Origin of the sequence: Rugamonas apoptosis (assembly GCF_014042355.1) — a bacterium.
Lineage (GTDB): Bacteria > Pseudomonadota > Gammaproteobacteria > Burkholderiales > Burkholderiaceae_D > Rugamonas > Rugamonas apoptosis.
This window is the reverse complement of record NZ_JACEZU010000023.1, coordinates 1-20,593: the sequence shown is the minus strand read 5'-3', so window position 1 is coordinate 20,593 and position 20,593 is coordinate 1. Positions and strand designations below refer to the sequence as shown.

At 60.5% G+C, this 20,593-nt stretch carries 20 protein-coding genes; 12 read left to right on the top strand and 8 right to left on the bottom strand.

The window, feature by feature from the left end:
- On the top strand, positions 1 to 380 hold a 380-nt coding region (locus tag H3H39_RS27095; protein ID WP_182157655.1), incomplete at its 5' end, for a DUF2252 family protein.
- Between the two features lie 243 nt (positions 381 to 623).
- Here H3H39_RS27095 and H3H39_RS27090 read toward each other — a convergent pair.
- The 6 genes from H3H39_RS27090 to H3H39_RS27065 form a co-directional block, all read right to left on the bottom strand.
- A complete protein-coding gene (locus H3H39_RS27090) occupies positions 624 to 1,589 on the bottom strand; it encodes a beta-propeller fold lactonase family protein (RefSeq protein WP_182157654.1) in 966 nt (321 codons plus the stop codon).
- Positions 1,590 to 1,600: 11 nt separating this feature from the next.
- Complete coding sequence (locus H3H39_RS27085; protein WP_182157653.1) at positions 1,601 to 3,658, bottom strand: TonB-dependent receptor domain-containing protein; 2,058 nt, start codon at positions 3,656 to 3,658, stop codon at positions 1,601 to 1,603.
- Between the two features lie 71 nt (positions 3,659 to 3,729).
- Positions 3,730 to 5,046, bottom strand: coding sequence for an ATP-binding protein (locus H3H39_RS27080; protein ID WP_182157652.1), 1,317 nt, complete (start codon positions 5,044 to 5,046; stop codon positions 3,730 to 3,732).
- Positions 5,043 to 5,702 carry a response regulator gene (locus H3H39_RS27075; protein WP_182157651.1) on the bottom strand — a complete coding sequence of 220 codons (660 nt, stop codon included), beginning with the start codon at positions 5,700 to 5,702 and terminating at the stop codon, positions 5,043 to 5,045. Before H3H39_RS27075 ends, H3H39_RS27080 begins: the two co-directional genes overlap by 4 nt.
- 29 nt (positions 5,703 to 5,731) lie before the next feature.
- Positions 5,732 to 6,430: an acid phosphatase gene (locus tag H3H39_RS27070; RefSeq protein WP_182157650.1), complete on the bottom strand. Its 699-nt coding sequence runs from the start codon at positions 6,428 to 6,430 to the stop codon at positions 5,732 to 5,734.
- A gap of 5 nt (positions 6,431 to 6,435) precedes the next feature.
- Positions 6,436 to 8,607 carry a TonB-dependent receptor gene (locus tag H3H39_RS27065; protein WP_182157649.1) on the bottom strand — a complete coding sequence of 724 codons (2,172 nt, stop codon included), beginning with the start codon at positions 8,605 to 8,607 and terminating at the stop codon, positions 6,436 to 6,438.
- A 486-nt stretch (positions 8,608 to 9,093) separates the two neighbouring features.
- On the opposite strand from H3H39_RS27065, the gene H3H39_RS27060 reads away from it, so the two are divergent.
- The 3 genes from H3H39_RS27060 to H3H39_RS27050 all read left to right on the top strand — a co-directional run bounded on the left by H3H39_RS27060 (position 9,094) and on the right by H3H39_RS27050 (position 11,380).
- Positions 9,094 to 9,855, top strand: coding sequence for an alpha/beta hydrolase (locus tag H3H39_RS27060; RefSeq protein WP_182157648.1), 762 nt, complete (start codon positions 9,094 to 9,096; stop codon positions 9,853 to 9,855).
- An 83-nt stretch (positions 9,856 to 9,938) separates the two neighbouring features.
- A complete protein-coding gene (locus H3H39_RS27055; RefSeq protein ID WP_182157647.1) occupies positions 9,939 to 10,181 on the top strand; it encodes an acyl carrier protein in 243 nt (80 codons plus the stop codon).
- The gene (locus H3H39_RS27050; protein ID WP_182157646.1) at positions 10,178 to 11,380 is read left to right on the top strand and encodes a beta-ketoacyl-[acyl-carrier-protein] synthase family protein; all 1,203 of its coding nucleotides are present in this window, start codon (positions 10,178 to 10,180) and stop codon (positions 11,378 to 11,380) included. Before H3H39_RS27055 ends, H3H39_RS27050 begins: the two co-directional genes overlap by 4 nt.
- Positions 11,381 to 11,535: 155 nt before the next feature.
- Here H3H39_RS27050 and H3H39_RS27045 read toward each other — a convergent pair whose 3' ends face one another.
- Positions 11,536 to 11,769, bottom strand: a complete 234-nt coding sequence (locus H3H39_RS27045; protein WP_182157645.1) for a hypothetical protein — start codon at positions 11,767 to 11,769, stop codon at positions 11,536 to 11,538.
- Positions 11,770 to 12,127: 358 nt separating this feature from the next.
- Here H3H39_RS27045 and H3H39_RS27040 point away from each other — a divergent pair, with 358 nt between their 5' ends.
- The 6 genes from H3H39_RS27040 to H3H39_RS27015 are packed head-to-tail and all read left to right on the top strand — an operon-like array spanning position 12,128 to position 18,602.
- Positions 12,128 to 12,550, top strand: a complete 423-nt coding sequence (locus H3H39_RS27040; protein ID WP_182157644.1) for a type IV pilin protein — start codon at positions 12,128 to 12,130, stop codon at positions 12,548 to 12,550.
- A 6-nt stretch (positions 12,551 to 12,556) separates the two neighbouring features.
- Positions 12,557 to 13,045: a GspH/FimT family pseudopilin gene (locus H3H39_RS27035; RefSeq protein ID WP_182157643.1), complete on the top strand. Its 489-nt coding sequence runs from the start codon at positions 12,557 to 12,559 to the stop codon at positions 13,043 to 13,045.
- A 2-nt stretch (positions 13,046 to 13,047) separates the two neighbouring features.
- Complete coding sequence (pilV, locus tag H3H39_RS27030) at positions 13,048 to 13,632, top strand: type IV pilus modification protein PilV (RefSeq protein ID WP_229218344.1); 585 nt, start codon at positions 13,048 to 13,050, stop codon at positions 13,630 to 13,632.
- Between the two features lie 12 nt (positions 13,633 to 13,644).
- Positions 13,645 to 14,709, top strand: a complete 1,065-nt coding sequence (locus H3H39_RS27025) for a PilW family protein (RefSeq protein ID WP_182157657.1) — start codon at positions 13,645 to 13,647, stop codon at positions 14,707 to 14,709.
- Positions 14,706 to 15,296, top strand: coding sequence for a PilX N-terminal domain-containing pilus assembly protein (locus H3H39_RS27020; protein ID WP_182157642.1), 591 nt, complete (start codon positions 14,706 to 14,708; stop codon positions 15,294 to 15,296). The genes H3H39_RS27025 and H3H39_RS27020 overlap by 4 nt, the downstream gene beginning before the upstream one ends.
- 15 nt (positions 15,297 to 15,311) lie before the next feature.
- Positions 15,312 to 18,602, top strand: coding sequence for a pilus assembly protein (locus tag H3H39_RS27015; protein ID WP_182157641.1), 3,291 nt, complete (start codon positions 15,312 to 15,314; stop codon positions 18,600 to 18,602).
- A 247-nt stretch (positions 18,603 to 18,849) separates the two neighbouring features.
- Here the strand turns inward: H3H39_RS27015 and H3H39_RS27010 are convergent, their stop codons facing one another.
- Positions 18,850 to 19,440 carry a hypothetical protein gene (locus H3H39_RS27010; RefSeq protein WP_182157640.1) on the bottom strand — a complete coding sequence of 197 codons (591 nt, stop codon included), beginning with the start codon at positions 19,438 to 19,440 and terminating at the stop codon, positions 18,850 to 18,852.
- Positions 19,441 to 19,608: 168 nt separating this feature from the next.
- On the opposite strand from H3H39_RS27010, the gene H3H39_RS27005 reads away from it, so the two are divergent.
- A complete protein-coding gene (locus H3H39_RS27005) occupies positions 19,609 to 20,001 on the top strand; it encodes a hypothetical protein (RefSeq protein WP_182157639.1) in 393 nt (130 codons plus the stop codon).
- 192 nt (positions 20,002 to 20,193) lie between these two features.
- Positions 20,194 to 20,593: polysaccharide deacetylase family protein (locus H3H39_RS27690; protein WP_220461692.1), on the top strand; the 400-nt coding region annotated here is incomplete at its 3' end.

Sequence of the window (20,593 nt, the reverse complement as noted above, 5' to 3'; positions counted from 1 at the left end):
TCCAACGGCGGGTCCAGGCCATCACCCCGGCGTTCCTGGCGGCGATGCCGTTTGACGGCCAGTCCTATGTCCTCAAGGAACTGCTTCCCGATCAGGACCGGCTTTCGCTGGATTTATGGAATGGCAGACTCAGTCGACTGGAAACCGTCATGTGCGCCATGGGGTCGCTGGTCGCCTGGGCCCACTTGCGCTCCAGCGGCCGCCAGGGCTCGGCCTGCGCGGATGAATGGATAGCCTTCGGCGCCGATGCGCGGCGCTGGCAGGCGGGCCTCCTCGACCATGCGCAAGCCTGTCATCGGCAGGTACTGGCGGACTGGAAAGCCTATGCGGCCGCGTTCCATGCCGCGGAACGACAGCGCGCCACCCACGCGCCGCGCTAGGATGCTCCTGATTCAACATTGGCGGCGGCCTCGCTGGCCTCACCCGTCATCATGATTCAATGGTGGCTACGTGGCATTCTATGACCTGCCGGCTGCGCCGGACAGACCTCAGCCGACCAGTCAGAACATCGCCGACCACCGCGCCATCTGCCAAGACCAGCCATGGTCCCACAATCGCGTCATCGAAATTCGATTCAATTAGCTGCTCGCGATACTCGATGACGCAAGACTGAGCAAAGTGTGCTAAGTCGACGGCGCAACGACAGTGATGGTGAAGTGCTGGTCCACCAGCGCCGGCAGGTATATGCGGCCGCTGGCATGGTCCACCGCCATCGTCCGGGCGCCTTTCATGGTCGGAATACTTATCGGCAGTGCGTAATGATCAGCGTCGAACTGGCGAATCACCGTCAGGCTGCCCTCGCCATTGGAGGAAAATACTTGATTCCTTGATGGGTCGTACACGGTGGCGTCCGCGCCTTTGCCGATGCTGCTGCGCGCGACCGCCTTGCCGCTGCTTGCATCGGTGACCGCCAAAACGCCATTCCCGCACACGGAAAAGAGCCGCTTGCCGGCCACGTCAAACGCCAGTCCGGTGGGCTCTTCGCAGCCAGGCAACGCCCATTCCGCCACCACACTGTTGGCCCCGACATCGATGACGGCGATGGCATTCTTGTCTTCGATATTGACGTAAATCCGGCTCCTGTCGCTGACCGCGAATTCCGGCTTTCCGCCGACAGCGATGCTGGCCACTTGCTTCATCGTTGCCGCATCGAATACCGTGACGTTGGTGCTCTTGCCGTTGAAGGTGTACAACTTTCCGCTTGCCTCATGGTACAGGATGGCGTCCGGATTCCTGCCTGAGACTTTCACCTCCTGCTTCACCTTCAAGCTTTCCAGGTCAAAGACGACAACGCTGTCGCCCTCGCCGCTGCTGGCAAAACCCAGTCCCAGCTTGGGGGCGAAGGCCACGCCATGGGCGCGCTTCAGGCCGGGAATCTCGCCGGCCACCTTGCCGGTCGCGAGATCGAGCACTTGGACCCGCTCGCCGCGCGTCACAAACAGGCGCTGGTGCGCCGGTTCCACCTCCAGGTAATCCCAGCGGCCAGCGCCATCCAGCGTCCATCTCTGCTGGATGGAATAGTCCGCCGCGTGGGCGGCGGGCAAGGCCAGCATAATCATGGCCAGCACCTTCAATATCACGTTCTTCATCAGACCTTCCCTTATTCGTAATTAAATTCCACATCCTTGACTTTGCGCGCTCCGCCAAAGGAAAAGGCCAAGCCGACATAACCAACCTGCCCCGACTGGTGACGGCGATAGTCGCCGCTGAAGGTCGGCGTTTCATAGATGCGGCGCAGTCGTTGGGTATTGAAAGCATCCGACAATGTTGCCACCAGCGTCCATTGTTGGTCCACCAGATGGCGATAGCCCAGGTTGACGACGCTGAACGGCATCAGGTAGCCCTGAGGTGTCAGGCGCTTGCCCCGGTAGTTTACGCCAACTTGCAACCGGTCCCGCACACCGAGCTGGTAATCCAGCGTCCCTTTTCCATTGAATCCGACATCGGAATGGTTGCGCCCACCCTGCACCTGCTGGCCATTGATCTGATTGTAAAAGGCATTGCCACTGACGTTATAACCCAGTCTCTCCAGCAACTTTCCGACGGCACTGAATTCCAGACCGCCGGACTGGATCGTCGGCAAATTCACCTTGGTAATTAGCACCACGTCATTAGCCTGCGGGACCAATATATCGGTATCGCCATTGCGGCTGCGACGATAGTAGGCGATCAGGCCGTAGGAAATTGCACCGACATCATGGCGATACGCCAGTTCCAGCGCATCAGTCATCTGCGGCGCCAGATTCGGATTACCCTGCCGCAGAGTCTTCGGGTCGGTGGCATTGATATAGGGATTGACGTCTTCCGGGTCCGGCTTCTTGACGCGCTTGCTGTAGCCCAGCGATACGCTGTCGCTGTCGCTCAATGTGTACAGCAGATTCAGGGTCGGATACAGCATGCGGTAGCGCTGATTGCTGGCGTCGCCGGAGTCGCGCCGCAGGGTCTGGATGTCGGCCTGTTCGAAGCGCAGGCCGAGCAAGGTTTCCAGCGCCCCGCGCTTGTACGCATATATGGCATAGGCCGCGTTGACCGCCAGGCGATAGCGGAAATGGCTTTCACTCGTCCCAACGGAGCGCCAGTTATTGAAAGAATTATGATCGTATTCAACGTCATAGCCCATCTTTAGCTTGGCGTTCTCGCCTTCCGGCCGGCTATAGGAACCGGCAAACCTCGAAATGTCATAGACCTGCTGGTCGAAGTCGCGCTCGAGCGACGGATCGGCAAGCACCGTTTGATAACCGACCAGGTTCGATTCAATGGAATGGCTGCGCTGGAGAGCGAACGACAGCGCCTCACCCGGCGTTGCCAGCTTCTGGTCCAATTTGAATGCCAGTGCGGTATCTGCGCGCGGTCCGCCGCCGTTACCGTCACGATGGTAGGGTGGCGCGTCTCCCGGCGTCGCTTCCTGCGCAGAGATGCGGTGTTCCGTGCGCCTCGCGTAGTCCAGCGTCACCCCCAGGGTCCGCTTGTCATTGGGAGCATATTTCAGCGCACCCTTGCCGTACCAGCGTTCGCTGCTCTCATCCTGCACCTGGTGCGAGCTGCTGGCTGCCGCGCCGGGCGCCCCGGTCTGGTCATCATTGACGCGCCGGCGCCAGTCCTGACGATTACCCAGCGTTCCGCTGAGGTCCACCGTCCCCGTGTTATAGCCGCCCGAGACACTGCCGTTATGCCGTCCATCGTTACCAAGGTTGGCCACCATCTGGCCGGCGCCGCCCCGCTTGCGATTCTTCCTGGTGATGATGTTGATGATGCCACCGGTGCCGTCCGGCTTGAATTCGGCCGATGGCGAGGTGATGATTTCAATCGCCTCGATATCTGCCGCAGCCATCCCCATGAGCGTCGCGCCGCGCGCCGCGCCCTGCATCTGGCTGGAAGGGTTGCCGTCGATCAGTATAGTGACGCTGGTATCGCCGCGCAGGCTGACCATGCCGTCAATATCGACGTCGACCGCCGGGATATTGTTCAGCAGATCAGCTGCGCTGCCCGTGCTGGCCTGGATATCCGTAGTTGCGCGGTACACCTTGCGGTCAACCTTGTTGATCACATCGGCGAGCTTGCCGGCAACGACAACGGTCGTCGGCGTGTCACTGTCTGCATGGACAATCGTAGTGGATAGAGCCAGGACGGCAGGCAAACATAAACGATAAACGGACATTGGACCGATGCTTTTACGAGTTGAGCGGACGCTTCCATTAGACCGAAAACATCATTAAGCCATGATTAAAATTAACCGACAGGCCTCAGTAGCTCAGCTGGGAAAATCGCCGTCACCGCCAAACCCCGGATGCCGTTCGTGCCCAACATCAGCTTGACCTGGTGCGCATCCGCCACGCTTTTGACGATGGAGAGCCCCAGTCCGCAGCCCCAGACCTCGTTGCCGTCCGGGCGATAAAAGCGGTCGAACAGGCGCTCGCGGTTCTGTTCCGGCACGCCAGGACCGTTATCGGCCACCTGCAGGAATGGCACGTCGCCCGCCATACCGACCATGACGTCCACCTGGCCACCCGAGTGTGTATAACGCAAGGCGTTATCGACCAGGTTACTCAGCATGACGGCCAATCCCTCCCCATGCGCGTGCACGTACACCTCAGCGGCGTCCGCGCTGATACCCAGGTCGATCCGCTTGCTGTCCGCATAAATCGCATGGTCGGCCACCGTCTGCTGTGCGATCCGCAACAGGTCACAGCGACCGTGAGGCGGCCGCGTGCCCTGTTCCTGCCGGGCCAGCGTCATCAGCTGCTGCACCAGGTGGGTCGCACGGTCCAGCCGTTCGTGCAGCTTGCGGAAAGCCTGCCGCCGCTCCTGCTCGCCGTCCGCCACTTCCGCCAGCCGAAGTTGCAGCTTCAACGCCGTCAGCGGCGAGCGCAGTTCGTGCGCGGCATCCGAGACAAAATTCCGCTGCGCGGCGATGGCGCCGTCTATCTTGTCAAGCAGGCCGTTGAGCGCGCTGACGATGGGCAGCAGCTCCGGCGACAAATCGTCCGCATTCAGTGGCTGCAGATCCAGCGGCGTGCGTCCCCTCACTGCCATGGTCAGGTTTTCCAAAGGCCGCATGGCGCGGCCGACCACGATCCAGATCAGCAGAGCCATGGCGGGAAACAACAGCAACAAGGGCGGCGCCGTGCGCAGCGCCATGTAGAACGCGGCGCGCTGGCGCATGGCAGCCGGCTGCGCCACCTGTACGGAATATCCAGCGATCAGGTCCGCATACACGCGCCAGCGTCCGCCACGGTGTTCAATCGTGGCATAGCCAGTCGCCCGCGGCAGTGGCAGCATCGGCCCCGCCTCGGTGCGAAACACCAGCTCATGCGCCGCATTCCAGACGTGGACTTCGAGACGGTCATCCTCCTTGTCTTCCAGCGGCATGCGCCATTTACCCGGCGCCTGAACCGGGAGCCACCAGGCCAGCTGGCGCAGACGCTGGTCCGAGTCCTCATCGACTTCGTGAACGGCCCGTGAATATAGCAGCGCGATGGCGGCCAGCACGCAGACGGCCATGCCGCCAATCAAACCGGCCAGCAGGCGGGTACGAATGGTCTTCATGCGGTAGCCAGCTTGTAACCCACGCCGCGGACATTCTTGATGAAACCACTACCCAGCTTTTTACGCAAATGGTGAATGTAAACGTCGATGGCGTTGCTTTCGATTTCCTCGCCCCAGCCGTAAATGCTGTCTTCCAGCTTATTCTTGGACACGACGCTGCCCGGCGTATCGAGCAAGGCGCGCAGCACGGCGAATTCGCGCGCCGGCAGATGCAGCGGCGTGCCGTTAAAGCTGGCGATATGGGCTGCCATATCCACCTGCAGCCCGCCATAGGACACCAGTGCCTGGTTGGGCGCCTTCCCGCGCCGCAGCAGCGCGCGGATACGGGCCAGCAGTTCATCGATGTCGAATGGCTTGATAAGGTAATCGTCGGCGCCCGCGTCTAGTCCCTCCACGCGCGAGGCCATCGCATCGCGCGCCGTCACGATGAGTACCGGCGCCGCGCCGCCTTGCGCGCGATACTGGCGCAGAACGTCCATGCCCTGCTGCTTCGGCAGACCGAGATCCAGCAGCAGCAGGTTGTACACGTCCTGGTGCAGCGCCAGCATGGCACCGTCGCCGTCACGCACCCAGTCGACGGCGTAGTTCTCGCGGCGCAGCACCTCCTCCAGGCTTTCGCCGATCATGGGATCGTCTTCGATTAACAGCAAACGCATATCATCCTTCACTTCATCAATCGGCCATCTTACTCCGCCACAGGAAGACCGAGCTGCCTGCGCAGTTCAGCCTTGGCGGCCGCCAGTTCCGCCTGATACCGCGGATTGGTCTCCATCACCGCGTGGGCACTGTAGGCCAGCAGCTTGCCGGCCGCGATATCGCTTGGATAATGCACCCCGCATATCAAGCGGTTATGGGCGTAGGCATCAGCGCGCACCAGGATTGCGTCGCGCTGCTCCGGCACCATATCGATCAAGGTCAGGGCCGCCAGATAACCTGCGGTGGCGTGACCGCTGGGGTAAGAGTTGTCCTTGGCCGTGGCCTTGCAGACCGGCTTCAGACTCTTATCCAGATTGTATGGCCGCATACGCTTGAAGGCTTGCTTGAGCGGATCCGCATTGACACCTTCGTCATGCTTGACGCGATTGCCTAAAGCGGCCGTCAACGGCAGCGCCGCCGGATTGAACCGCTCGCCCAGCACTGTCTTGTAGATGGACAGCGATTCATCCGCGGCATCCGCCTTGGCCTGCGCCTCCTCTTCGCTGGTGCGGCTGGACTGGATGCGGTGGAGTTCAGCAAGTTCCGCCTTGGCGATGGCCGAGTCGGATGCCGGCGGCGTGGGCAATATCCAATACCCGTGGATCTGGGACGGACCGGCAAAGTTGGACTCCTCCGCGTAGACGGGAACCACCAGCATTGCCAGCAATACGATAGCAAGTTTTTTCATGGCGATCAGAAATCCACAATAAGTGTCATCGAAACGCTACGCGCAGGCAGCACGGTCAGCAGGTCCGCTTGCGACGGCGCCGCGCTGGAGCTGGTCTTGGTGCCGGCCGCAGCGATATCGACGATGCTATGATTGTTAAACAAGTTGTTGACGCCAAACTGCAACTTGGCCTGCTTGACCATCGCCATCGGGCTCTTGACGCGGTAGTTCACGAACAGGTTGGCCAGCGTCACCGGATCGATGTTGTAGGCTTCGTGCGTCGCGCCGTTGTCGGCATAGACCTTGCCGACGCGCTTGACGAACAGGCCGGTATTCCAGCCGTTCTTCTGGTAGTTCAGGCCCAGCGTTTCGGTATCGCCAGGCGCGCCAGCCACCCATTTTCCGGTGTCGTACTTGGTGCTGCCAACAGTGGCGTTGGCGTACACGCTGAAGCCGCCGCCCAGCAGGACGGTGCCTTCGGCCTCCACGCCCTGGCTGATCTCGCTACCGTTCAGGAAGTACACGGGATTGCCGGTGACCGGGTCTATCGAGGAGGAGTACGGGCTGTCGAGACGGATGTGGTAGACGTCGGCCGACAGGTTCCATTGCTCGGTCTGATATACCGAACCCACCTGGCTGGTGGTGGACTTAGTGGCGTTCGGCGTGGTGGTGACCTTGGCGTTCGGCGTGTCGAACACGCCGGTCGATGGAATCTGGTCGCCGCGGGCGACTTGCGCGTAAATGGACCAGTTTGAAGCCAGCTGGTAGTGCACGTCCAGCGAAGGCATGGTGTCGGTGTATGTGACCGAGTTGTCGACGTAAGGCGCACCACCGGTAATCTTGCCGGTGTTCTTGTTGTACACACCGCCCAATGGCCCGACCGCGCCACCATTATCCTGCAGATGGTGGAAGTCCTGCTTGTACGAAGCGTACTTCACGCCCGGCGTAATGCGCAGGGTTGGCGTCAGGTGGAATTCGTATTCAAAGTAAGGCTGGACCGTCGTGGTCTTGTAGCGCTCCGTGAAGTTGGGCGTGGACACATCAACCCAGCTACGGGGATCGCTCGGGATCTGGTAGCGGAAACTGTTGGCGTAGTCGTACCAAACGCCGGTGCGCAGCACGCCAAACGGGGATTCCTGGCTGACGCGCAGCAGATTGCCTTTGGTCAGATAGGAATTGAGCTTGTCGACGGCGCTGGTGGCGTTGATGGCGGTGGCGCTGTTGTACTTCTGCTGGTTCCAGTAGCGATAGACGTAGGCCTTGTCTTCCAGCTTCCAGCCACCGCCCAGATTGGTGGTCACGCCGACGTAGTTGAAGGCGGTGGTGATGTCGTAGAAGTTAAAGCCCCAGTATTTCGGGCTGGCCGGGTCGCCGCTCAAGAGGTCACGGTAATCGCCCATGTCGTAGTTGGCACGGGAGACGCCCTTGATGTTCGGCGTATTGTTGGTCAGATTCAACCAGGAAGAGAACAGCGTCACGGCGGTATCGTCACTGACCTGGTAGCGGTACTTGAGCGACGCGGCATCGCGCTTTTGCTTGTTGTAGGTCTGGTAGCCATCCGACTTCATTTCCTGCAGATTGAACAGCAGATTGGAGCTGCCGTTGGGACCGAACTGGCCGGTCTCATGTTCCAGACCGGCCAACGAGGTATTCCAGGCGCCGTAAGAGCCGGTGGCACTGGTGCGCTGCTGGCTTTCCAGGTCGCGCGACAGCAGGTTGATCGAACCGCCGTAGGTGGCCTGGCCAATGGTGGCGGCCGAACCGGGGCTGCGGTCGATCACGGCGCCACTGGTGAACTGGCTGGGGAAGAATACCCATGCATGGTGGCTCACGCCGTTGGTGTCGTTGAAGGGAATGCCGTCGAACGAGATCACGCTATTGCTGTCGCTCAGCCCGCGCATGGTGGTCTTGTTGTCGCCCAGACCAACGCCGTTGGGGCTGTAGCTGAACATGCCCGGCGCCATCTGCAGTAGCTGGCTGTAGTCGGCGATAGGCGATGTAAAGTCGCGCACGAACTGGTCGCTGACTTCGGAGAGCGCCGAACGGGCGTCCAGATTGCTTTTGGATGGCGCGCTCGACGACGCGGTATTCAACGCCGAGCGGATTTCCACCACCGCGGTGGCGCCCGCCATATTGGCACCCGCCTCTTCCGCAGCATGCGCAAACGCCGTTTGCAGCAATGCGGTGAGCAGCGCCAAGGCAACCCGTGGCGGAGTCGAGAGACCGTTCGATTTGTGCGACCTGTACATGAAGCATCCCTTTGCGGAAGAAGAAAAGCCGCCAGTCTAGAAATGCTTTATGTCGTCTCCATGACAAGAATTGCAAATGCAAGTCAGCTGTTGTATTAAGGTTGACTAATACAAATATCGTGACTTCTTAATTCCACCTTAACTCTTGCTCCGGCACACTGTCGCGGTTGCGGGACCTCTCCAATCAGCCTATCAATGGGCGACTACCCCGGCCAAAACGGCCGCAGGGAAAGTCGCATCGAACCTGCCGTCAACTACCCGCCCTGAACGACGAAACCTGCCGCTTTCAGGGCCAAACACCACCGCCTGAGATGCCGGCAGAAACAAAGAAATTGCCGCAAATAGTAAGCATCCAATTACGGTATCATCTCCTTTTTGTTAACCGATATCATCGCTAATTCAATGCAATCCAATGCAAGTCCGGCGGCCGTCCCAATGCTGCTGATTCATGGGCTACTGTCCTCGCCACAAGAATTCGGCTTGATCGCCCACGGACTGCGCAACCGGGGCACAGGTTTTGATGCCATCAGCGTGCCTGACTATACCCTCGCCTATGATCCGATCACCCCGAACTGGAAACGATGGCTGGAAGGAGCCAGCGCAGCCATTGACGCCCGTGTCGACGCTGGCGAGCCAGTCATACTTGGCGGCCTGTGCATGGGCGGCATCTTGGCCGCTGCAGCGGCCCTGCGCGCCCGGCAACGCATTGCTGGCCTGATACTGATGTCACCCACGTTCACGTTTGATGGCTGGGGCATGCATCCAATCCGTCATCTGCGTCGCCTGGGATACATGACTGGACTGGATCGCTTTTTTTCAATGTACGAGCGCGAACCGTATGGCGTGAAAAATCCCAAGATTCGTAAATGGATCATGCGCGAATTGCGGGATCGGGCTCAGTCGGCCGCCGGGCCGGCGCGCGTCCCGTTGCGTGCCTTGCGCGAAGCAGAACGCATGCTCTCGGATGTGACGGCACGCCTGCATGAATTGGATTGCCCTCTTTTATTCATACACGCGCGCGACGATGAGATTACGCGGCTATCCAGTGTCGAGCAGGTATTCTCGACCTTGCCGCAGACGAACAAGGAATTGCTGGTGCTTGACAACAGTTACCACATGATTACGATAGATAACGACCGCGAGCAGGTTTCCCGCGCGCTGGAGCATTTTGCCCGGCGCGTGAGGCTCAGCGAGTAATTCAACAGGGTCCCAAGTTTGCTATGATGGACCCAGATTCGCCTTGATGCCCAAGGCGAGCACCACTGGATGCGAAATCGGCCATGAATACATTGCAACAATTGAAGCAACTGATACATGAGAAATTCGATATCGATATAACGACCCTGCAAGCAGATCAGCCTTTGGCCGAATATGGCCTCGATTCGCTGTCGCTTGCCGAGCTGCTGTTTACGGTGGAGGAAAAATTCGATATTGATTTCCCTGATTCACGTCAGGATATCAATACGCTGACCGAGCTCGCGGCGGTCATTGACGAAGCCCTCACCAATAAAAAGGCGGCATGAGACGGCGCGTCGCAATTACCGGCATTGGGCTGGTGTCGCCACATGGCGACGACCCAACCGTGGTATTCGACGCTCTGCTGGCTGGTCACTCCGCAGTTACCCGCTGGGAGGAAGAAGGGGCAGCGCCCACGCCCGTTGCGCGAACGCCGTTTGACGTCACGTCATGGTTTACGCGCCTGCAATTGTCAGGAGTGGACCGGGTTAGCCAGATCGCCGTCGCCGCGGCGGACCTGGCCCGCCGTGACGCCGGCATCGATCAGTTCGCCCCTGACACCGGCCTGTATGTCGGGACCGGCATGGGCGGCGCGGCGGCCGTCGAGGATTCGTTCCGCGCACATTACGGATCAGGGCGCGTTCCGCCGCTATCGGTTCCCGCCTTCATGCCAAACGCCCCCGCCGCCCATATCGCGATGCGTCAGCAACTGCTCGGGCAGGCATATACCTATTCAATCGCGTGCGCCTCATCAGCGGTCGCCTTGCTGGAGGCGGGGCGCGCTGTGGCGCGTGGGGACGTGCCGTGCGCGCTGGCCGGCGGCGCTGAAGCGCTGCTGGTTCCCGGCGCAATCCGCGCATGGCACGCGATGCAAACCCTGGCCCGTCTCGATGATGACCCGGCCCGCGCCAGCCGGCCGTTCAGCGCGGAACGAAGCGGCCTGGTGTTGGGAGAAGGTGCCGCTTTTCTCGTCCTCGAGCCATACGACGCGGCGGTGGCACGCAATGCGCGCATCTACGCTGAATTCAGCGGCGGTGGGGTTTCCTGCGATGCCACTCACCTCACCAAGCCCGACGCAGCCGGCCAGGTACGTGCGCTAACGGCCGCGTTGCGCGACAGCGGCCTGCTGCCACGCGACATCGGATACTGCAATGCACACGGAACGGCCACCCGTATCGGCGACCTGGTCGAGTCTGAGGCGCTGTCGCGCGTATGGGGCGATGCGCTCGATCAGCTTGCGGTCAGCTCCACCAAATCGATGCATGGTCATTTGCTGGGGGCGGCCGGCGCGCTGGAGGCGGCAATCACAGTGTTGTCATTGCATCGTGGCGCCATTCCGCCAAATATGCATTGCGAAACACCCGATCCAGCCTGTGCCTTGAAACTGGTGCGCGAGCCGGGACACCAATCCCCTGACCTCAAGGCGGCGATCAGCAACTCCTTCGCTTTCGGAGGCACCAACGTTACACTGGTCTTCCGTCACTAAGTGGTCTCCGGCAACTTAGCCTGATTTGCCTGCTGTGGCGCGGTGGAGCGGCCTGCGAAATACCGCCCTGCCACGCGACCTTGTCGCCCGGCTGTCGCTTGAACTCGCCCCACCCGTGATCGAGAATGGCAAGGTTGACCACGCAACCGATCATACTAATTACTCAAATAGCGTGGCCAGAATGTGGCCCACCACAGCATCTTGAACGCCCCCGGCACGTCGATACGGTCGGGTCGTGGGAGCGGGAAATCGATCTTCTTAAGTAGCATGACGCCAATGCCGACGCAGAGCCATATCATCGCGACATACTGGCAGATCGTGCCGTAGAACTCATCGAACAGCCCAGTCGTCGCCATGACAATCGCCCAGGCGACCAACAATGCAAGCATTTGGCAAAGCCAGCGTTTAAACATAAGTTCAACAGCCATTCCAAGATGGCGAGGTTAGTTGCAGATTCTCGAACTACCGGATGACAGATATTACCCTTGCTGCGCAGGCAATGACGAAGCCGAATAGTTCTCAGGTGGCGGTGGGAATCGTCTCCTTCAGGGCGGTGCGGAGGATAGTTCCTATGAACATTATTGATTCTTAGTAAATATTTTCAATGTATTTTTGAAATAAATTTCCCCTGTCAGGATTTTGTCAGTAATTCCTCAGGGAAATGTCAGCTAGGCGGCCTACGCTGCAACTGACGAGTCCCTTTTACTTTGCCACCCCTGTGGCAATTCGCCGCCACGGAGAATACGGATGCCACAATTAAGCCGAAATGAAAACACCCGGCAACCGCACCACCTGGATGGATTCACCCTGATTGAATTGCTCGTCGCCATGATCATCATCGGTATTCTGGCCGCGGTCGCCTATCCAGCGTATACAAGCCAGATCGTCAAGTCGAACCGTGCCGCGACCCAGACGTATATGCTCGACCTGGCGCAGCGCGAACAACAGTACCTGGCCGATAGTCGCAGCTATGCAGGCACCGTGGCGCAACTGAATTTGCCGACGCCGGACGCCATTGCCGCCAAGTACACCATTACCATCAGTACGCAGGATGGTCCGCCTCCCACCTTCACGATTACCGCCACACCTGTGACGGGGACGAACCAGGCAGCGGACGGCCAGCTGACGATCGACAATACGGGCGCGAAGTCGCCCAGTGGCAAGTGGTAGCCCGCCATGTATCGCACTGCGCACCGGCGTGCCCCCGTACCTGTCAGCGGCAGGGGTTTTACCCTGCCCGAAGTACTGGTCAGTTTAACCATCATCGCCATTCTGGCTGCCATCGCCGCCCCCTCATTCAATCGTATCATCGCAACACAACGCAGCAAGAGCATTGCCGCTGACCTGATCACCGTCTTGACGCGCACCCGGAGCGAAGCGATCAAGCGCAATACGGACGTGACCCTGCAACCAGTGAGTGATGGACAGTGGCAATTTGGCTGGGCCGTTCTCAATCCAGCGGCAGGCGGCGCGAAGCTGGAAAGCCATGATGCCATCGTCAATGCCACCGTGTTGGGACCGTCCAGCATTGTGTTCCATGCCAACGGCAGGCTGCGCGGCAACACCGCTCCCAGTTTCGATATCTCCGCCCTTGGTAGTACCGACCACCGTTGTGTCCTGGTGGACCTGAGCGGACGCCCTTACCAGCAAACGGGAGCATGCTGATCATGACGAGAAATCAACTGCGTCATATCGGCCGCATGCGCGGCACCACCATGATAGAGGTGCTCGTGACGCTGGTCATCCTTGCCTTTGGATTGCTTGGTGTGGCGGCCCTGCAGGGCAAGATGCAATTGGGCACGATCGAGTCTTACCAGCGGGCCCAGGCCGTGGTACTGCTGGAGGACATGGGCGCGCGCATCCAGTCCAACCGCGCCAGCGCCGCCGCCTACGTGCTGAACACACCAGCCGGCACGGGCGATGGCCAGCCAGGCGATTGCAGCACGCTGGCGGCCGGAACACCGCGTGACATCTGCGAATGGAGCAATGCGCTCAAAGGGGCGGCAGAACTGAAGGCCGGCGCAAAAGTCGGGGCCATGGTGGGAGCCCGCGGGTGCATCGACCAGGTCCAGGCACCTGATGCGACCAAGGGTGTCTGCCGGCCCGGCATCTACCAAGTGACAGTGACCTGGCAAGGAGTGCACAAGACTGTGGCTTCGGCGCTCACCTGCGCCACCGGGTTATATGGCGACGATAGCTATCGACGAGCTATCGCCGTGCACGTCACCATCGGCCTGCCGGCCTGCTCGTAGGAGGACGACGCGATGTTTAGACCCTCCCGCAAGCAACATGGCTTCACCCTGGTCGAGATCATGGTGGCAGCCGTGATCGGCCTGATGGTGCTGGCCGCCATGACGACCATGTTCGTCAGCAATAGCCAGTCCCAGGCCGAGGTGGAGAAATCGAACCGCCAGATCGAGAATGGTCGCTACGCCGTGCAATTGCTGAGCGATGAGCTACGCAACGCATCCTACTATGGCGAGTTCGATCCCACCGTCCTGGCCCCACCAGCGGCGCTGGCCGCCCCCTGTTCGGTGGTACTGGCCGACCTGAAGGCCGCCCTGCCCTTGTACGTGCAGGGCTACAACGACGTCGCCAGCGCGCCCATCAACTGCGTGCCGGACGTGCGTACCGGCACTGACATCCTGGTGGTACGCCATGCCAGTTCCTGCCTCATCACCGATCCCAGTTGCGAGGTCAATAGCGCCGGTGCCCCGTTCTTCCAGGCGTCTCTGTGCGGCAACCTGAGCGAGCTCGGATCAGGCAACAGCGCTGATTTCTATGCGCTGGGCGCCACCGCTGCGGCCATGACGCGCCATCAGCGCGACTGCACAGCCACCGCCGGCAGCGGCACGGCGGCCACGGTACGCTTCCTCGAAATCCATATCTATTTCATCGCCAACAATGACAAGGACGGCGACGGCATCCCCACCCTCAAGCGCGCAGAAATCGCCAACAATGGCGGAGCATTATCGGTCGCCATCGTGCCGCTCGCCGAAGGGGTGGAAAACCTGCAGCTCGAATATGGGATCGACACCAACGGCGACGGCGCCACCGACGCCTACACGCCTGATCCAGCCACCTTTGGCGGCTGCGCCACTGCAAGCTGCGCGGTCACGAACTGGACCAGTATCGTGTCAGCCAAGGTGCATGTGCTGGCACGCAATATCGATAAGAGTGCCGGTTACACGGATACGAAATCCTATGTGCTGGGCGCCATGGCCGATGGTACGCCCAACTTGATCGCCGCAGCCAATGACCACTACAAGCGACACGCCTTCGACGCTACCGTGGTACTGTCCAATCCAGCCGGAAGGAAGGCACAATGAACGCCCGCCATCCCCAATTGCGGCCCGTGCACACGCGCCAGCGCGGCTTCACCCTGATTGTGGCGCTGGTGATGTTGCTGTTGGTAACCATGCTGGCCCTGACCAGCTTCAACCTGGGCAAGACCAACCTGCAAGTCGTCTCCAATATGCAGCATCGCAACGAAGCCATCGCGGCGGCCGACCAGACGCTCGAAGAAGTAATAAGCAGCACGCAATTTTTCACCACGCCGACCGATGCGCTCCCCTCGCCCTGCAACGGCACGCCTAATTCCCGCTGTATCGACAGTAACGGCGACGGCAAGCCCGACGTGACCGTCACCATCACGCCAGCCCCCAAATGCGTCAAGGCCCAGGCCATCAAGAATACCGCACTCGACATGAGCAAGTCCGAGGACGTGGGCTGCGCGCTGGGCGGCGGGCAAAGCTTTGGCGTGGCCGGCAGCGTCACCGGCGACTCGTTGTGCGAGGACAGCGTGTGGGAGGTACATGCCGTGGCCTCGGACGCGGTGACCGAATCACAAGTCGAGGTCACGCGCGGCATCGCCGTGCGGGTAGCGAAAGACGATGTGGCAACCAGCTGTCCCTGAATGAAGAGGCGTACCATGATACCGCTCCCCCCCCATTTTCTACCCAGGCTGGGCCTATCGCTGGCGTTGGCCGCGCCATCGTCCATCGCACTGGCAGAAGACATCGACATCTTCACAGGAGCATCGGCAGGTTCGTCCATCAACCCGCGCATCCTGATCGTGCTCGACAACACGGCCAACTGGTCGCGCCAAAGCCAGCAGTGGCCAGGCGGTATCCAGCAGGGCCAGTCCGAGGCGAATGCCATCAAAACCGTCGTCAGTACCCTCAACGGCACCGTCAACCTGGGCTTAATGGAATTTGTCACCGGCGGCAATGCCAACCAGAACGGCGGCTACATCCGCTACGCCGTCAAGCCGATGACAACGGCCAACAAAACGGCGTTCAGCAGCTCCCTGACCACTATCTACAACAATGTCACGACGCCGAACGAGAAGCGCAACGCCAATACGCCGTATGGCAACCTGATGTACGACTCCTACAATTACTTTGCCGGCGCCAACGACGTTTCCCCTTCGGCCGTCGTCACCAGCCTGGCCGACGCCGGCGGCTACACAGTACCGTACAGCCAGTTCGCCGCTCCACTGACCGCCGACGACACGTGCGGCCGCAGCTTCATCATCTTCATCGGCAACCCCGACGCGCGTGGTCCGACGGCCGACGACACCACCAACACTGCGGCCCTGGCCGCGCTGGGCGGCTCGACCAAACAACTAGGGCTGCCGAACTTCACCACCACCAGCACGACACAGACCAGTAATCTGGGCAATACACTCCAGTGCTACCCCAGCGCAACGGCTGCGCAGGCGGGACTGTCAGACTATTCCTCCCAATGCGGCACCTTTACCCAGGGTTGCAGCATCGGCGGCACCAGCATCAATACCGGCCCCACGCCTTGCGCATCCGGCACCAGCCAATACAGCGTGATCGGCACCACCACCGTCGTCACCAACGTGGCCACCGGCACCAGCACGGTTGATAACAATCCGTTCAATGCCGATGAATGGGCCCGTTTCATGCATGACAAGGGCGTGCCCGTGAGCGGCACCTCCATCCGCCCCTCGGTGACCACTTACACCATCGACGTCTACAACAAGCAACCGAATGCGCTCCATACCTCCTTGTTGATGAGCATGGCCAAGGCTGGCGGCGGCAAGTACTTTTCCGCCACCAACGAGCAAGCCATCGTATCGGCGCTCAAGCAGATCCTGGTCGAAATCCTGGCGGTCAACTCCACGTTCGCCTCCACCAGCTTGCCGGTCAACGCCACCAACCGCTCGCAAAATGAAAATCAGGTCTTCATCGGTATGTTCCGGCCCGACCCCGACGCCAAGCCGCGCTGGTTCGGCAACCTCAAACGCTATCAGTTGATTCCCAACGGCGCCGGCATCGACCTGGGCGACGCCAATGGAACGCTGGCCGTCAATCCACTCACCGGCTTCATCACGCCCTGTGGGGCCAGCTACTGGACCAGCGACAGCGGCAGCTACTGGAACGGACTGGGGCTGAATCCGGACCCGGCCAGCGGCTGCACCACCGGCGGCCAGGACCCGTATTCAGACCTGCCGGACGGCCCGCAGGTGGAAAAAGGCGCGGTGGCTGAGGTGCTACGCAAAGGCAACCAGCCACCCGGCACCAACACGACCCCGACCTGGGCCGTCAACCGCACGATGTACACGGCCTCCGGCAACAGCCTGGCCAGTTTTTCCATCGCCAGTTCGGGACTGTCCGACCAGCTGGTGCGTTTTATCCGGGGTGAGGATGTCAACAATGAGAAAGGTACTGGCGCCACCGCCACGACCCGTCCCTCGATCCACGGCGATGTGATCCACTCGCGCCCCTTGCCCGTCAATTATGGCGGCGGCGGGGTCACCGTCTATTACGGTGCCAATGACGGCACGTTCCGCGCCGTCGATGCCAACACGGGCGCGGAGCGGTGGTCGTTCGTGGCGCCGGAGTTCTTCCCGCGCCTGAATCGACTGATGACGAACAGTCCCCTGGTCGCCTATCCCAACCTGGCCAGCGGCATCCTGCCCACGCCGCAGAAGAAGGACTACTTCTTCGACGGCTCCACCGGTGTGTTCCAGAATCAGGACAGTTCCAGCGTCTGGGTGCTGCCCACCATGCGCCGCGGCGGACGCATGATCTATGCGCTGGACGTCAGCAATGCGGCCTCTCCCACACTGAAATGGAAGGCCGGCTGCCCCGACCTGGCCGACGACAGCAACTGCACCACCGGTATGAGCCAGATCGGCCAGACCTGGTCAACACCATCGGTGGCATTCATCCGAGGTTATTCCACCACTCAGCCCGTAGTCGTGGTAGGCGGCGGCTACGATGGCTGCGAAGATGCCGATACGTCCGCGCCCAGCTGTGGCTCGACCAAGGGCGGCATGGTCTATATTCTGGACGGCAATTCCGGCGCCGTGCTCGCCTCGTTCGCCACCACCCGCGCGGTGGCCTCCGATATCGCCATGGTCGACATTGACAATGACGGCATGCCGGACTATGCCTATGCGGCCGATACGGGAGGCAATATCTACCGTATCGATTTCGTCGCCAATCCCGTCTCGGCCACGCCGCTCAAGAGTGGTAACTGGACGTCGCACCGGGTCGCCTACACCAATGGCGCCGGGCGCAAATTCCTGTTCGCGCCGGCCCTGCTGGCCGTGTCTGGCAAGGTGTACGTGGCCATCGGCAGCGGCGACCGCGAACATCCCTTGCAATCCAATTACCCGTACACCTCCGTGACCAACCGTTTCTATGTCTACAAGGATGACTTGAATTCCAATTCGTCTAATTCGGCCAAGAATCTCGATACGGACCTGGTCGACTACACGACCAATACCACGTGCGACACGGCATCGGTGCTACCCAACTCCAGCCTTAATGGCTGGTTCATGAACCTGAACCAGTTTGGCCAGGGCGAACAGGTCGTCACGTCCGCCCTGATCGCCAGCGGTATGGTCACCTTCAGCACCAATCGGCCCGTGCCTCCGGCCTCGGGTACTTGCTCCACCGCACTAGGCAAGGCCGAGGGCTATTGGGTCAACCTGTTCAACGGTTCCGGCGGCATCGATACGGCCGGTACCTGCAACGGTATTCGCGCCAGCGAGTTCGTGGGCGGCGGATTGCCGCCGTCGCCCGTGATGGCCACCGGCGTGCCCGTCAACGGCCGTCCGGTGTCGGTCGTGATCGGCGCCGTGCAGCGCGACGGCACGACCAGCGCCGCCATCAGTCCGCAAAAGGTGCGGCCGGCCATCGCCTCCAAGCGCAAGCAGGTGTACTCAACAGTTTCTGGACAGTAGGCCCACTGTGCTCGAAGCGGAAAGCAACCGCTTCCGTCTCGAGCAGACTTAATGGATGGTCGCGGCTGTCGGGATAGGCGTTTAGGAGTCCGAATGCATGGTAGCGCGCCTGCCGAATGGCACACATCACGAGTGCCCGATCGCGGCGCACAAGTATTCGGTGGCCGCCGCGACCACGACCAAGAAAATCAGCCCGGCAAATACGCCGAACAGTCGTTGCATCCAAGCCCCCATAAAAAACGCGATGCTAACTGCGTAGCCCCCTGCCCATGCCGGTGGCCATGGTTCTGAGGTGAACGGCAATGACATCGCTTCCTTCAATATGGGTAGTCAGGTCAAGCTGCCCCATGTCGCCGACATACATCAAACTCTTTTCTGCATCAGAATCGATGATCGCCTTCCAATGCCAACCCAGGTCGCGCCACCTGATCTTGGGCGGTACCAGGATCGTGCGGTCCGTTTTGACAACATAAGGTTCGACGTCCGCGACCACGACGAAGTTCCAACAACGCTTACTCCCTCCTGGCAAGCCCGAAGCCACAAATTTCTGGGTCATGGTCACGGTACATGGAGAGGCTGAACAGGAGGTGGAAATGGATGTGGAACCGCCCCTCCTAATCTGCAAGGCCTGCATCAGCGCCACATTCTCGTCGTGCGTAACCGCCTGCAACGCCGCATAATGCATGTCGCCGGCAAGGCGTTCGAGGCGCTTGCTTGGCGTGAAATACCAGCCGGTCAAAAGACAGGCGGAGACCACGCACAACAGTCCAAGACCAGCAATTTTACCCATCTTGAAAGCCGTCGCGACGCCGCCCAATTCAATCCGTTGTCTCGTCATGTGTCTGTTGTTCTGCATACCATACCTCTCGCCCTTCCTTATCTGTATCGCGCATTTGAACCAGTTCACGACCTGACGGCATTCACTGGATGCCACCGGACCATCGCTGCAGTTTGCGGCTTGCATGCATCCCAAATGCAGCGCCATTATCGGTAAAGGAGTATCGTCATGAAAACCGCCACCGCGCTATTCGCCAGCAGCCTGCTGGCATTCGCAGCGTCAGCCGCCACAGCGGCGGCAGGCCGCCCGGCAGGCGCCCCCATCGTTGGTCAACCACACACCAGCATGACACCAACGATCACGCAAGCGCCGCCGGCCACTACCCTGCGTACTGCGCCAACACAACAAACCGCCCCATCCCATACCGGCCAGCCCAACCAGAGTTGCGGCAGTATTACCGCGCCCAATACCCCGGGCAATGCCATGGCCGCACCAGGGTCGGCGTTTAATCCCGACGGCACAGCAGGATCGGTCTATGCCGGACAACAGCCGCAAAATTCCAGGAATCCAAAGAGCGTTTCGCAATATGACGTCGCGTGCGCTAATCAACCAATCCATTAGAACGTAAGCAACCCACCATGTCTGAGCGCGATATCCCGGCCGCGGTCCTCGCATGCGGCCACTTTGTTACCGCCCCGTACCCCAGCAATACGCGGCCGATGGCCACCACCGCGCCAGTCGCTCGGCGGCAATTCCAAATGCCTCGCCACCTGTGCGGTATAGTATCGCGCCAGTATGTATTTCAACTTTCCAATGACACAGAATACACTGCCACGCATGGTGGCCACCACCGTCTTACCGCTAGCCTTGCTGGCTTTCATGCCACAAGGCTACGCCGCGCAGGCCAATGCCCCTTTGCATCAAAGCGACAGCAGTGCGCCCCACAACCACGAGGAGGACTCCAGGCAAATCCACAAACACCACGTGAACCGCATGCTCGACAAACTGGTCACTGAACCGGCCGAGCTGGAACAACACTGCAAGTACGAATCGGACATCGCGACGCCCCCCCCGGTCAACCGGGTGGCGCTCACGTTCGACGATGGTCCGGCGCCGGGTGCGACGGAGTTCATCCTCGACTTGCTCAAGAAATACAATATCTCGGCCACCTTCTTCATGGTGGGCAAGCAGGCGGAGGAGAATCCCGATCTGG